Here is a 13424-nt window from a genome sequence, read left to right on the forward strand (position 1 = left end):
GATATTAAATCTTACATTTGTTTAGCGTTATTTTACTTCTGCATTAAGGACATTAATGGAACCATCCGGGAAGACTTTGACACCTTCCAGATTCGATCTTTTGCCTGAGATGATTTGGTCAACGCCCATGAATGTCCACGGAGCATCTTCCCATACTGTTTTTTGAATATTTGCATAAATGGATTTAGCCGCTTCTGGATCAACAGCTTTGTTTGCTTCAGCGATCCATTTATCTACATTTTCATTTTTGTAATAAGCTGTATTCGAGCCAGCAGGTGGGAACATTTCACTACTGAACAAACCTCTAGTAGCGCCATCTGCATCACCGGAAGAAGGAGACCAGCTGACATACCACATTTGTATTTTTGCTTCTTCAGGCGTTTTAGCAGCGTTAATTTGGTCGGACAATGTACCGCCTTCCATAGACTTCACATCTAACTTAATGCCTACAAGTGCCAGTTGTTGTTGGATGAATTGCATCCCCTTCATGGTTTCGGATTCATTCTCACCCCAAATTTCGGTTTCGAATCCGTCAGGATATCCTGCTTCAGCAAGCAATTGTTTAGCTTTTTCAATGTCATAGTCATAACCTGTTTGTTGGGAGTAATATTGTGTTTTGGAAGACATTGTGGAATCAAGCTTAGCGCCAAGACCCGATTTCACAACCTTGATATAAGCATCTTTGTTGATAGCATAGTTAATGGCTTGACGTACCTTTACATCATCGAAAGGTTTTTTCATCGTATTCAAAGTTACATAACGAACAATGGTTGAATCGATAGTATCTACAGTAATTCCTTCAAGACCTTCAACCTCGGATACTTGCTCGGTTGGCATTGGATAAATGAAATCAGCCTCACCAGTTTTTAGCATCGCAATCCGTGATCCATTCTCTGGTACGGGTCTAAAGGTTATGCTATCCACTTTCGGCAAGTCTTTTTGCCAGTAATCCGTATTCTTTTCAACAACTAGTCGATCGCCTTGCACCCACTCTTTGAACTTAAATGGGCCAGTACCTACAGGCATTTTTGTAATATCGGCACCGTTCTCTGTTAGAGCTTTCGGACTAATAATAGGTGCCATAGCTACTTTATTTAAAAATGCGTTATATGGCTCGCTGAGTGTAATAACCACTGTTTTGGCATCAGGAGTCTCCACTTTGGCTACCTTTGCGAAGCTTTTGCGCAGTCTCAGATTGTTCTTCTCATCTTGAATACGAGCGATGTTTACTTTAACCGCTTCAGCATTAAAGTCAGTACCGTCTTGGAATTTAACATTCTCTTGCAACGTAAATGTGTAGACCAACCCGTCTTCACTTATGGAATGGCTTGCGGCAAGAACAGGAACTACGTTCATATTCTCATCAAAACCCATTAGACCTTCGTACATCGTTCTGGCAGCGCTGATTGAATGTGTATCGCTTGCGTTATGTGGGTCCAGCGTAATAAAGTTAGAATTGATGGCAATTACAATGTCTTTATCATTCTTTGTAGTTGGGGTGCTAGTTTCAGTTCCGCCAGCGGTATTGCCGCCTTGTCCCTCGTTGTTCCCTTTGTTGCCGCACCCTGCAGTCATTACTACTGTAATAAGCAGCAGCATGAACATTGACCATACTTTTCCTTTTGCTTTCATTTTTACACTCCCCTTTAGAAACGATGTATTAGAAAAAGCTCCCAGTCCGATTATTCATGAGACTTGAAGATTATTCTCGATCTTTAGAATCAGACTTCCCATTGGAATACAGCACGGCGTTCGCCTACTACAGTACCGCCATCATTAACAATGGTGTTCGGTACGAGTGCATATAAACGATCAATCGTTTCTTGATTGCTATAGCCTAACCGTTCCAGAATGGAAGAGATGATACAAGGCCAGACTTGTTCGGATCCATCGGATACTTTTAGCGAGATACCGATTCTTTCCTTTCGGAGTCCAATACCATACACGCCTTTAGCGCCGCCCTTGGCCGTCAGATTATCATCCTTTAGAAGCTCAGAGCAGACAAATTTCGTATCTGCAATCATCACCGGGTTATCGTTCATAAGCTTTGCAGTCACAGCAGCTGCGTTGCGTATTTCAATATCCTCGATTAAATCAGGACAGGCTAGCTTTAAATATGAATAAGCGATTTTGTGCAGTGGAAGTGCGAAGATAGGTAGACCACAGCCATCAGTCCCTTGAGGAATGGATTCCTTCGGTACTTCAGCAATATAGGCCATGATCTCAAGGATCTCCTGTTGCACGGGATGGTTAGGCTCATAATAAGTATTTATATCCCAACCCATATATTTGCTAAGGCCCATTAATCCAGCATGCTTACCTGAGCAATTATGAAAGATTTTGCGAGTGGGCTCATACGCCCGATGGCGCTCCGCTTTGGCTTCCTCATTCAGTGGGTATGTAGAACAACAATGAAGTCCCTCTTCTTTTAATCCCATTTTCTGAAAAAGAGATTCAAGTGCTTCAATATGAAAGGCCTCTCCCCGATGCGAAGCAGTAAAGAGTGAGGCTTCCTTACTCGTCAAACCATAAACTTCATCGATCCGACGCTTCATAACCGGTAAAGCTTGGAATGGTTTAGCAGCTGAACGAAGATAGGTCATATGCTCCGGATTACCTGCTTTATATAAAATGTTACCTTTCACATCGACTACGCTAACTGCACCATAATGCACATTCTCCAGTAAGCCACCGCGATATTCTTCTACTAAAGTTGTAAACCCCATCTGTACAACCTCCCTCGATGTAATTATTTTAATCCAATGCGAAAAAACGATTTTGCGATAGTAGTCCCGATCCGATAATTACACCATTCTCGTTCAACATCGAACGATGAATGGAGAAAGACCCACGAAGGGGTTCCCATATGAAGCGTGAAAGATAGAGCTTCTCGACTGCTTCATAAATATCCGGGAATTTGTCTACGAGTTCTCCACTCAAGATCACACTATCGGGGTTATACATGCATACGACATTGTTGATTGTAATCGCCATATACATGAGCGCACGCTCGATCAAATGAATAGCCCAATGCTCTCCTGCATCCTTTGCTTCAAATAACTCCTCGATCGTGCGAATCGGACGAATCCGATTGGCTTCTGACAACAACGAGCTGATATTTATATAGGTCTGTAAGCAACCCGCCTTACCGCACTCGCACATCATTCCGTTAGGATCCACTGTCGTATGCCCTATTTCACCAGCACTGTTTATCACCCCGCGATAAATCTCTCCCTCGAGAATCATCGCCGAGCCAACGCCTTGCCCGAAGCCCAATAGTGCGGTACGGACAGATCCAACAGCAGCACCTTTGAGGTGTTCAGCAAGAGCTCTAACTTTCAACTCATTATCTACAGCAATTTCAAAACCGGTTAGTTCCTTTAGGCGTTTAGCTAAGGCTACATTCTTCCATCCAAACTGAACCGAGAAGACGACAATACCTTCTTCGTTATTCACAATGCCGGGAAGTCCAACGCCAATACCTACGATACGTGTTCTGTCAATCAGGTGCTGCTGACTCAGTTGTTCAATCGCTTCATTAATTCGTTCTAGCGTCTTGTCTACACTCTCGTCCGGTATACGTGGGTATTGCCTGCTGCAGAGAAGCTTGCCTTGTAAATCTACGATGCCAACATTCATAAGACTGCGATCCAGTTCAACCCCAACCGACAACACAGAAGCGTCAACCATAGCTATCAATGTTGATTTCCGACCTAATCCTGACGATACCTGATCCGAATCGAGTAGATATCCTTGCTCAGTTAATTCCCCAACAATTCGACTTACAGTGGTAGGACTCATACCCGTTTGTTTAGCGATGGAAGCGCGAGAAATCGGTTGTTGGTTTTTAATGATTTCGAAGACCGTCAATCGATTTTGCCGCTTCATAAAATCCTGATCGTGCTTTTTCACAGGCATTCTCCTAATTATTTTCTCCAGTGTATTAATCAAACTAATAAAACTATAAAAACAAGAAAATATTCGCAAATTAAGCTGTAATATTATAATGTTTGACTTGAATTTTTGTTTAATTTATCCAGTGATGGGATTAATAATAAAGGCTCATTGGTTGTATGTCAATATAAATGACATATTTTTTATTCAGAATAAATGAAAGCGGTTAATTTGTGATTTTTATAACAATCTCATTCAATACATAACATAAACTTGACACAAAAATCCTAAACTCATAGCATAATAGATCCAGTTAAAACTATAAACGGTAAGATATTGATTTAAAGGGGGAATATATCAGAATAATGAGAGGTTTGGATGAAAGGTCGAAGCGGATGGTTTGAGAATCTGAGAATTGAAACACGAGTAGAATAGTGTGCGGATTGATGGTGAAATGGAGGTTGCTCCCGCATCAAAAGTAAGTTCTCTAAAAAGAAACTAACTTTTGATACGGAATGTCTTGAGAAATTATTGAAACTCTACTGCCTTAACAGATGCGTCCTCTTGTATCAGTGATAACAATTTTACAGGATTGAACGATTCAGGAAATCTTACGATAATTTCTAAATTCAATTCGAATTCAGTACTAATATTTTCAGCGTGAAAGCTTAGAATGGAGATGTTTTTTTCTTCAAGTAGCCCTTGAATTCGACTCATGGCTCCTTCTGTATTAGATAGACAGATAACAATCTGTTGGGTTTTCGGTGAGGCCAGCCAACTGTATCGACTATGTAATATCTTTTGCCCAAGTAAGATTAATATGGTTGCTCCTCCACCAAGTATATAAAGGCCTGATCCAATCGCCAGCCCCAGCCCCGCCGTTGCCCAAATCCCCGCTGCAGTTGTGAGACCCTTCACTGTGTGTCTTTGCATAAAAATCATTCCTGCTCCAAGAAATCCAACTCCACTTACTACCTGGGCAGCTATACGTGCGGGATCGAGGGTAAGATTGGGCCAAGCGGATTGATCTTGAAATCCATATTTTGAGATGATCATCATGAGTGCAGCACCTAAAGCTACAATAAAATGCGTCCTAACTCCCGCTTCTTTCATTCGGCTTTTTCGTTCAAATCCAACTAAAACTCCACAAATTCCAGCTCCAACTACACGAAGCAAATATTCAAACTCCATACGTTATCCTTCTCTCCTTATGATATGTATCCCTAAAATGCAGACCCTAAATAAAGAGTTTAGCATTACGCAGGATCTTGTTGATATGCTATTTATTGTATCATAATCGGATTTCCATATTTTCTACTCAAATGAAATGGACATGATATTTAACATAGTTTGAGCATGCGCACAGTCACATCTGCAAAGATTTAACTGTGATACCTTTATAGCTGTTACTCCAATAGAGATTTTATAACGCTCTACAACTAGTGAAAGAGGTGCGTGTATGAAACTTCCAACAATCCAATTCGGACATATTAAATCCAAGGTTCCTGTTATTCAAGGTGGAATGGGCGTAGGCATATCCTTAAGTGGACTAGCCGCTGCTGTAGCCAACGCAGGTGGGATCGGCACCATTTCTGGTACAGGCATCACCACTGAAGAACTAAGAATGCATATTCGCAAAACAAGAGAACTCTCTAAAGGGATTGGATATATCGGTGTGAACGTGCTATTCGCTATGAAGGACTTTGCAGATAAAATGAAAGTTGCTTTGGAAGAAAAGGTGGACTTTATTATTTCCGGAGCCGGAATTTCCAGAGATATTTATGCTTGGGGAAAAGAGTATGGCACACCTGTGGTGTCTATTGTTTCATCCGCCAAATTAGCCAGAATCTCTGAAAGACTTGGTGCCTCCGCAGTCGTTGTCGAAGGGTTTGAAGCTGGGGGCCATTTAGGTACTGATAGATCCATGTTTGATATCCTTCCTGAAGTCGTAGAAGCCGTTTCGATTCCGGTTATTGCTGCAGGTGGGATTCTGACAGGAGATGATATCGCAAAAGCCCTTCGGATGGGCGCATCTGGTGTCCAGATGGGTACCCGTTTTGTGGCTAGCCATGAATGTGATGCCCCTTTGGCGTTCAAGCAAAAGTATGTAGATGCTCAGCAAGGCGATACGATCCTGATCAAGTCAACGGTGGGTCTAGATGGCAGAGCGATTCAGAATGAATTCACAGACCGGATCAGTGATGATGCCAAATTAAAAATTACCAAATGCTATGATTGTCTAAAAGTTTGTTCACATCGCTTCTGTACTATGGAATCCCTGCTTACTTCCCTTAGAGGAGATGTTAAGAACGGATTGGTTTTTGCCGGGTCCAGAGTTCATGAGATTAAAGAGATATTGTCCGTACAGCAGATTATCGACAATTTAATGAATGAGTATCAAGGGGCTATGAACCCGACAACTTAACCATTACCAATGGGATTCAAGTGTTTTTTGTTCTTTATCTCTCAAGGGTATTAGAATAGTTTTTAGGGTTAGATAAAATAAGAACCTTTTGTTGTATGCAACAAAAGGTTCTTATTAAAAGGTATTGATTGATTATAGTTGATTCTTCATCAACATAGCCTCTACATCATTCCACGGGTATTCGAAATGCCATCTTCTTGATGACAGCTCTTATACATTTGCTCTAGCTCGGAATCACCCATGTTAGGATGTCTTTCTTTCATAAAGGGTAACATCTCTTTAAAAGTGCTCGGAAAAACCTCGGCAGCATAAACAGCTGTTCCAATTCCAAATGACAAAATAATTACACAGATTACTGCAAATACTCCTCTTTTCAAATAAACATCTCCTAAATTAAAATACGGAAAAAAATCAATACGAAAAAAAGTTTGCTGAAACCAACATGCACATCAGACCCATTCCCATAACTAGAATGGCTATGATCCAATCCGCTTTTTTCATATTTATCCTCCCGTGTCATCGAACACCCTGACTCCGATGAACAGTGGGTTCAATAATATTAACATTATAGATGAATATTGTGTTGAAACTATGTGGGGCATGTTAGCGGATAATTTTTGTCTATTTCGTGAAATTCTTCACTATATAATCATTCGTTCATATTGCGTTCTTATTTGCATGATATACTTTCAATCATAACGTTAAATACAAAGGAGACAAGATCATGAAAAAATTGTATTACACATCTTTTTTCTATGCGATTCTCGGTTTAATAGCTGGTGTTGCTTATCGTGAAATCACCAAAATGAATGATTTCGAAGGAAACACCATATTAGTCGCGCTTCATACCCATATTCTTGTGCTAGGATTCTTCTTCTTTATCATTGCAATGATCCTAGACAAGTTATTTAATATCCATGAGGCTAAGTCCTTTGGCGCGTGGTACATTGTGTATAACATTGGTCTTCTAATCACAATCGGTACCATGGCTACTCGCGGGATGCTGCAAATTAACGGGACTGACATCAGCTTCTTGCCACATATTGCGGGTCTCGGTCATGCCATAGTAGGCGCTGGTATCATATGGCTGCTAATTCTGCTCGGTAAACGAATTAAATAATAGAGAAAAAGCCGCTGGATAACATTCCAGTGGCTCTTTTGATTTTTGATATAAAAGTTCATACCAAATGAGACTATAAGTATATTTGTTTATAAACTGGTAAATGATACAATATGGAAGTCACATGAAATCTTAAATTTTAACTTTAGGCAATGCTTACGATGCAGGTTGTGTACAAAGTAGGTCATTGAAGTATCGCCAACAAAACTTTAAAGGAGTGAAGTAAATGTCTATCGATGTTTATCTTAATTTCAACGGAAATTGTCGTGAAGCCGCAGAATTTTACGCAGAGGTGTTTGGATCTGAACGTCCACAAATCATGACCTTTGGAGAAACACCCCCCGATCCCAATTTCACTCTTCCTGAGGAAGCCAAAGATTTGGTAATGCACACCCGTTTGAATATTGAAGGCAGCAATGTAATGTTCTCAGATGTTTTCCCAGGCATGCCTTTTGTGGAAGGAAACAATATTAGTCTTGCCGTTGTTAGTAAGAATATGGATAACGTTAAGAGCTATTTTCATAAACTTCAAGAGGGCGGTAAAGTAGTGATGGAGTTACAAGAAACCTTCTGGAGCAGCTGTTATGGTAGTTTAAAAGATAAATTCGGCATCGATTGGCAATTCAATTATGATGACGGACGAATGAATATGTAATAAAAAAACAACGAGTCTGGAGTGGCTGCGAAACCTATTAATACGGGTGCAGCCTACCTCCAGCTCGTTATTTTTTTGTTCAAGTGCTTAGTCCATAATCAAACCGTACACACTGACCTTCCGAATCCGCCTTGCAACTAGCATAGACACCACATAAGCAACAACTAGAATGATCGCACACAGTAGAAGCACTTGAGGTAAACTAACCGCCAGCTGAACGTTATAAATTCCTAGACTTGAAAGTAATAATACAAACGCCGAATCCGAGAAAAAATAACCCGCTAAACTCCCCAGCACTACTCCAATTACAATCACCGGAAAGAGACTGAACGTAATCTGTGTCATCAGGTTAAAGGTGGTATATCCTATACCTTTAAGAATACCGAATTCTCGCTTACGCTTCATAATCAAAGTTTTAATCACCAAATACAAGATTAGACTGACCACAATAATTGTGACCACAGTAATGACTGCTGTCATAGAAGATACTGCTGAAGTGAATGTACTAAGCGTGCTGTCCATCGCTTCTCGAACGTTAGTAATATTCCATTGTCCGGGGAAACGTGCTTCCAGATCCTTCACAAAAGCTTGAGAATCTCCCCCCTCATTCAGATACACATTGATGGATTGAGAGGTGTACTCCGGTTGCAGTCTTCTCATTCCGTCTCCGGTCATACTCGCTACCATCCCAAGCTGATTAATCTGCTGGCTTAGGCCAGTGATCAAATAATTCTCAGTCATACCATTAAAACTGACCGGAACCTCATCCCCTACTTCTTTATTCTCCAATCTCGCAATAACACCGGAAATCGAAATTTCGTTATCATAAATGGGTTGCCTGCCTTTGTATGTTGTTTGTGTCTCTAGCTTGCTATAATCGTCTGATACTCGAAGCATAAAGCTGGTGTCTTTAATCGAAGCGAGCATACTATCCAATACAGTCAACTTTTTGACCGTTGGCATAGCCTCTAATTCTGTAAACATCCCCTGCTCTAGATTTCCGTTCTTTGGTAACAACATGAAATCGCTGCGCTCTATACCCACCAGTTCTATAACGGTGGAGGTGTCTCCCTTAAAATTGAAATTCAGTATAGAGCAAAAAATACTAGAAAAGGTTAGTCCGGCAACAATCAGTACGATCATCATATTCTGTTTCATCTGCCTTAATAATGCTTTAAGGCTTAAGCTGATTTGCAGATTCATACGGGATGTTTCAAGTGGAATGTGATTCCGTTTGAAATTGTGCGTATGGATTCCGCTCTGCAGAGCTGCAATCGGAGTAATATTCCGGATTCGCCGACTCGACAAATAGGTAACCAGTAGAACCAGTCCGGAGATGATAACCAAACTAAGCACCGCACTGACCATTTCAAATGATACAGGCCACAGCAGTCCGATCGAAGATGAAATCATATTCCCTACCAAGGGCATAACTAATCCTGCTATCCCGCCTCCCGGTATGGCTGCGATGATGGAAACCGAGGCGAACTGTAGCAGAAGCGCGTTTTTAATCTGCCATGAGGTATAACCGTTCGCTTTTAAAACACCAATGTTAGTCAGATTGTCTTCAATATGTCCTAATATTTGAAACCTGATCACAATAAGCGAGATCAGAACCATAATCAATGCAAATACGATCAAAATAGCTGCTAAAAGATTAACAAAAACACGGTTCCCTTCGAGTCCGACTTCCGCCCGCATTACTTGAAATTGACTCTTACTTCCTGAGGCAAAAATCCGCTCACTTAGCATTTGTTCCAGCTTCACATCCTTTGAAGGATCGATCAAATCTGCTGAAAGAAAACTATACTGAGCTTCTGTTCCAAGACGTTTCTCCAATTGCTTATACCCTTCATCATTCAGAAAAACTTTTAACGCTCCATTCGTTAATGTCCCTAGAAGCGGCTCCTCAATAAAGCCACCGATGGTATAAGAGAATTGGTTATTATCGTATACTAAAGAAAAGGTATCACCAAGATCATACCCCGATCCTACATGGAATAAATATGGTAGATAGATCATATTCGGATCGCTAAATTTGAGCGGGGTCGTTGTTTTGAATACTCCCTTGGTCCGCGGTGTATCCGAGTTAAGAATTATAAAAGCAACAGTAGTGTCCGTTTCTCCGTACTTCATTTTAGCGTCTGCTAACAGAATCGCTGCTTCAGTCTCCCAAGATTCGGTATATGGATAACTATCCACGAGATCTTGATACTCTTTTAGATGTTCATCTTTTGCAAAATATGCGCTTATTTCTGGTGTCTCTAGCTCAGTCATTTTTTCTTGCTGAAAAGAATTGAGCTTCAAACTGACCGTGAGGCCAATATTCAGCAGCAGCACAGCTATCATAATCAACACAAAGAGCGTAATCGTTGCACTTTTTCTTTTGCGAATATTGGCCCAAGCGAGTTTTCCTATTAAGCTTCTCATCCCTACCACCCCAATTCGGTTAAAAAGGACTGTAATTGCAGCTGCCGTTCAGGTCCACTATCTTCGCTATAAGGGGAAAGGCACAAATCTCCAACGATTACTCCATCCTGCAGATACAAGATCCGATTACCACGCAGCGCAGTTTTGAGATCATGAGTAACCATAATTATGCTTTGCCCCTGCTTATTCACCTCTGTCAGGACACGCAGTACACCTATTCCTGCTGAGCTATTTAGCGCTCCAGTCGGCTCATCAGCGAATACCGCCTTTGGACTGTTGATCAGGGCCCGGATAATTCCGGCACGCTGTGCTTCGCCTCCTGAGATTTGCGCCGGAAACTTGCCCCAAATAGAGTCATCCAGACCTACATCAGAGAGCAGCTTTTTGGCTTTTTCCACGGCCCCAGCTCTATCCTTTTGTACAAGAAAAGCGCTTGATAACACATTGTCGAGGACACTCATCGTATCGAGTAGATGAATCTGTTGAAAAACAAATCCACAATTCTTCCGCCGGAATACCGCAAGCTGATCATTACTCATTGCCGTAATATCCTGGCCTTCAAACAGAACCTCTCCGAGCGTTGGCTTATCCATTCCCGAAATGGCATACAGCAGTGTTGATTTACCAGATCCTGAACTGCCCATGATAATCGTGAAATCGCCATGATATAAAGTCAGATCTAGATTTTTTAAAACATGCTGCTGAGTTCCTCCATGGGAGAAGGTTTTCCCAAGCTTATGTGTCTGCATTAGCACTTTATTATTTACAACGCTCATCTTGAACACTCCATTTACATTCATGCTCATTAATTACGCTAATAGAAACTAAAGATCTAAGCGAAATATAATGGCTGCAATCACAGATTCATTCGCAATTGCAACCTTATCGTACGTTAAAAGTTCTTAACATGTCTTTGTGCAATCCTTAGCGAATTCTTAATTCTATCCTGCCAATGGAATCAACAGCTTTACTGTAAATCCATTCTGCCGATTGGAACATATAATGTCGCCCTGCATTTTTTGCATCATAAAACGGGAAATGTACAGACCTAGACCCGCGCCGTTCTGACTCATGGCCAGACTGCCCCGAAAGAATTTATTGAATATTAAGGGCAATTCCTCCTCAGGAACACCAGGTCCATAATCCAGAATATCAACCTCCAGGTAATGATCCCTAATCTCGAATTTAATATCGATGGGTGTACCGGAGTTGGCGTATTTATAGGAATTATTCACAACATTATCGATGACCTGCTGTAGCCGCAAGGGGTCCACAGTAATGATACAGTCTGGCACAGACGCGGCTGAAATCCGTTCATAGAAATTCACATTATTTATAATTTGGGTCAGCAGATGACTATGCTCCTCCGTTAAGCTGACTTTAAGTTCATTCAATTCCTCCAAGGTCGAATGGAACATATCTGTGACCAGACGATCAATCTGATCCGCTTTGGAAAATAAGGTGTTCAGCTGTCTGCTTGTCTTCTCATCTCTTGTGCTTAATAACATCAGTTCCGTGATCGCCTTCAGCGAAGCGACTGGTGTCTTAATATCATGACTGAGACTAGCAACCAGTTCCTTCTTACTCTTATTCGCCAAATATTCGCTGTGCCTAGCCGCTGCAAGCTCTTCCCGCATCATATCAAAGCTTTCCGTAAAAGCCCCAAACAGATGATTACGATCCATCTCTAGCGGCACTTCAAGATCACCTCTCGCGATGTGCTTCGCGAATAACTGCATTTTGCGAAACGGACGAAGAATGGATCTATTCAGGAACCAAATATAGAGGATGCCTAGAATCGTAAGCAAAAGCAGCATCACAACAGAAACTTGTATGAATTGTTGTTTCATATGTATAAAAATCTTACGGTAATCATTATTAATAATCACTTTACCCACCATCTTATCCTGAACAACAACATCGACTAAGGTGTCACGATTGTTGATGGCCTCGTTAATGGTAGTAGAAATCGCATTCTTCGTCTGATATCTAAGAGCTCCCAAGGAATCAATAACGGCGAAATCATAAGGACTTTCCTTATACAGTTTCGGATCGAGCTTCTCCCAATTCTGCTCCGTAAGCTTAACAATGGTGTTGATAGCCACTCGATCCGTTGAGGTCTCCACCTTCAAATTAAATATCAGAAATAGGAGAGTTATACTTGCAGCGAGTATAGTGAGCAGCAGAGTTAACAGTAGTTTTTTAGTCATGGCTATTTATCCTCAAAAGCATAACCGATACCCCAAACGGTACGGATATACTGTGGGTCGTTAGGATTCTGCTCGATCTTCTCACGAAGATGGCGTATATGTACATTTAAAGTGCCGTCTCCCGCAAAAACATCCCCCCATACTCCTGTGAATAACTCCTCTTTGGGGATTACCCGATTTTTATGCTGAATCAAAAACTTAAGCAATTTATATTCCATCGTTTTCAGCTTGAGAGGTACGCCGTTAAGACTTGCCCTTCTAAGTTCGGGATCAATCTGGATGGGGCCGGATTCAAAAATGGATGCCTCGGCGGCTACAACTTCGTTGTTGTACCGTTTAAGCACTGCCTTCACTTTGGCGAGCAGCACTCTCAGAGTATACGGTTTATGAATATAGTCATCTCCCCCGATATCAAGAGCAATCAATACATCATCCTCACTGGAGCGGGCACTTATGAACAGAATGGGGATTCCAGTCGTCTGACGCAGCTCTTTACATAACTGGAAGCCGGATTCACCACCTAAATTAATATCAAGGAGTAACATCGACACCTGATGCTCACTCAAAAAGCTCCGACAAGCATCGGCGCTTGTAACAAACGCGGTTTGAACATCAAACAAATTAAAATATTCGCAGGTGGTTTCCGCAAGTTCAGTTTCATCATCAATAATCAAACAATCATATCTCATG

The 13424-nt window shown here is 41.3% G+C and carries 12 protein-coding genes; 3 read left to right on the forward strand and 9 right to left on the reverse strand.

Annotated elements, in window-relative coordinates; all coding sequences use genetic code 11:
- Positions 1–27 precede the first annotated feature (27 nt).
- The 4 genes from MHH52_RS19105 to MHH52_RS19120 form a co-directional block, all read right to left on the reverse strand.
- Positions 28–1632 carry a glutathione ABC transporter substrate-binding protein gene (locus MHH52_RS19105; protein WP_340004046.1) on the reverse strand — a complete coding sequence of 535 codons (1605 nt, stop codon included), beginning with the start codon at positions 1630–1632 and terminating at the stop codon, positions 28–30.
- 89 nt (positions 1633–1721) lie between these two features.
- Positions 1722–2726: an asparaginase gene (locus tag MHH52_RS19110; RefSeq protein WP_340004047.1), complete on the reverse strand. Its 1005-nt coding sequence runs from the start codon at positions 2724–2726 to the stop codon at positions 1722–1724.
- 28 nt (positions 2727–2754) lie between these two features.
- Positions 2755–3912 carry an ROK family transcriptional regulator gene (locus MHH52_RS19115; RefSeq protein ID WP_340004048.1) on the reverse strand — a complete coding sequence of 386 codons (1158 nt, stop codon included), beginning with the start codon at positions 3910–3912 and terminating at the stop codon, positions 2755–2757.
- 510 nt (positions 3913–4422) lie between these two features.
- Positions 4423–5085 (reverse strand): MgtC/SapB family protein, encoded by a 663-nt coding sequence (locus MHH52_RS19120; RefSeq protein WP_340004049.1) that lies wholly within the window; start codon positions 5083–5085, stop codon positions 4423–4425.
- Positions 5086–5353: 268 nt separating this feature from the next.
- Here MHH52_RS19120 and MHH52_RS19125 point away from each other — a divergent pair, with 268 nt between their 5' ends.
- Complete coding sequence (locus MHH52_RS19125) at positions 5354–6319, forward strand: nitronate monooxygenase (protein WP_313640396.1); 966 nt, start codon at positions 5354–5356, stop codon at positions 6317–6319.
- Positions 6320–6480: 161 nt separating this feature from the next.
- Here the strand turns inward: MHH52_RS19125 and MHH52_RS19130 are convergent, their stop codons facing one another.
- On the reverse strand, positions 6481–6696 hold the full coding sequence (locus tag MHH52_RS19130) for a hypothetical protein (RefSeq protein WP_313640395.1): 216 nt from the start codon (positions 6694–6696) through the stop codon (positions 6481–6483).
- A gap of 347 nt (positions 6697–7043) precedes the next feature.
- Here MHH52_RS19130 and MHH52_RS19135 point away from each other — a divergent pair, with 347 nt between their 5' ends.
- Both MHH52_RS19135 and MHH52_RS19140 read left to right on the forward strand, forming a co-directional pair.
- A complete protein-coding gene (locus MHH52_RS19135) occupies positions 7044–7439 on the forward strand; it encodes a DUF2871 domain-containing protein (protein WP_340004050.1) in 396 nt (131 codons plus the stop codon).
- Positions 7440–7665: 226 nt separating this feature from the next.
- Positions 7666–8094 (forward strand): VOC family protein, encoded by a 429-nt coding sequence (locus MHH52_RS19140; RefSeq protein ID WP_340004051.1) that lies wholly within the window; start codon positions 7666–7668, stop codon positions 8092–8094.
- 87 nt (positions 8095–8181) lie between these two features.
- On the opposite strand, the gene MHH52_RS19145 is transcribed toward MHH52_RS19140, so the two are convergent.
- The 4 genes from MHH52_RS19145 to MHH52_RS19160 all read right to left on the reverse strand — a co-directional run bounded on the left by MHH52_RS19145 (position 8182) and on the right by MHH52_RS19160 (position 13423).
- Entirely contained in the window at positions 8182–10524 is a 2343-nt protein-coding gene (locus tag MHH52_RS19145; protein WP_340004052.1) for an FtsX-like permease family protein, read from the reverse strand.
- A 2-nt stretch (positions 10525–10526) separates the two neighbouring features.
- Positions 10527–11300 (reverse strand): ABC transporter ATP-binding protein, encoded by a 774-nt coding sequence (locus MHH52_RS19150; RefSeq protein WP_340004053.1) that lies wholly within the window; start codon positions 11298–11300, stop codon positions 10527–10529.
- A 165-nt stretch (positions 11301–11465) separates the two neighbouring features.
- Complete coding sequence (locus MHH52_RS19155) at positions 11466–12734, reverse strand: HAMP domain-containing sensor histidine kinase (protein ID WP_340004054.1); 1269 nt, start codon at positions 12732–12734, stop codon at positions 11466–11468.
- 2 nt (positions 12735–12736) lie between these two features.
- A complete protein-coding gene (locus MHH52_RS19160) occupies positions 12737–13423 on the reverse strand; it encodes a response regulator transcription factor (protein ID WP_340004055.1) in 687 nt (228 codons plus the stop codon).
- Between the last annotated feature and the right edge of the window lies 1 nt (position 13424).

The organism is Paenibacillus sp. FSL K6-0276 (genome assembly GCF_037977235.1).
GTDB lineage: Bacteria > Bacillota > Bacilli > Paenibacillales > Paenibacillaceae > Paenibacillus_AQ.

Excerpts from the sequence above, each read along its gene's own strand:
- MHH52_RS19145 (WP_340004052.1), bottom strand. The coding sequence starts at position 10,524 with ATGAGAAGCTTAATAGGAAAACTCGCTTGGGCCAATATTCGCAAAAGA.
- MHH52_RS19120 (WP_340004049.1), bottom strand. The coding sequence starts at position 5,085 with ATGGAGTTTGAATATTTGCTTCGTGTAGTTGGAGCTGGAATTTGTGGA.
- MHH52_RS19140 (WP_340004051.1), top strand. The coding sequence starts at position 7,666 with ATGTCTATCGATGTTTATCTTAATTTCAACGGAAATTGTCGTGAAGCC.
- MHH52_RS19135 (WP_340004050.1), top strand. The coding sequence starts at position 7,044 with ATGAAAAAATTGTATTACACATCTTTTTTCTATGCGATTCTCGGTTTA.
- MHH52_RS19105 (WP_340004046.1), bottom strand. The coding sequence starts at position 1,632 with ATGAAAGCAAAAGGAAAAGTATGGTCAATGTTCATGCTGCTGCTTATT.
- MHH52_RS19155 (WP_340004054.1), bottom strand. The coding sequence starts at position 12,734 with ATGACTAAAAAACTACTGTTAACTCTGCTGCTCACTATACTCGCTGCA.
- MHH52_RS19160 (WP_340004055.1), bottom strand. The coding sequence starts at position 13,423 with ATGAGATATGATTGTTTGATTATTGATGATGAAACTGAACTTGCGGAA.
- MHH52_RS19125 (WP_313640396.1), top strand. The coding sequence starts at position 5,354 with ATGAAACTTCCAACAATCCAATTCGGACATATTAAATCCAAGGTTCCT.
- MHH52_RS19110 (WP_340004047.1), bottom strand. The coding sequence starts at position 2,726 with ATGGGGTTTACAACTTTAGTAGAAGAATATCGCGGTGGCTTACTGGAG.
- MHH52_RS19150 (WP_340004053.1), bottom strand. The coding sequence starts at position 11,300 with ATGAGCGTTGTAAATAATAAAGTGCTAATGCAGACACATAAGCTTGGG.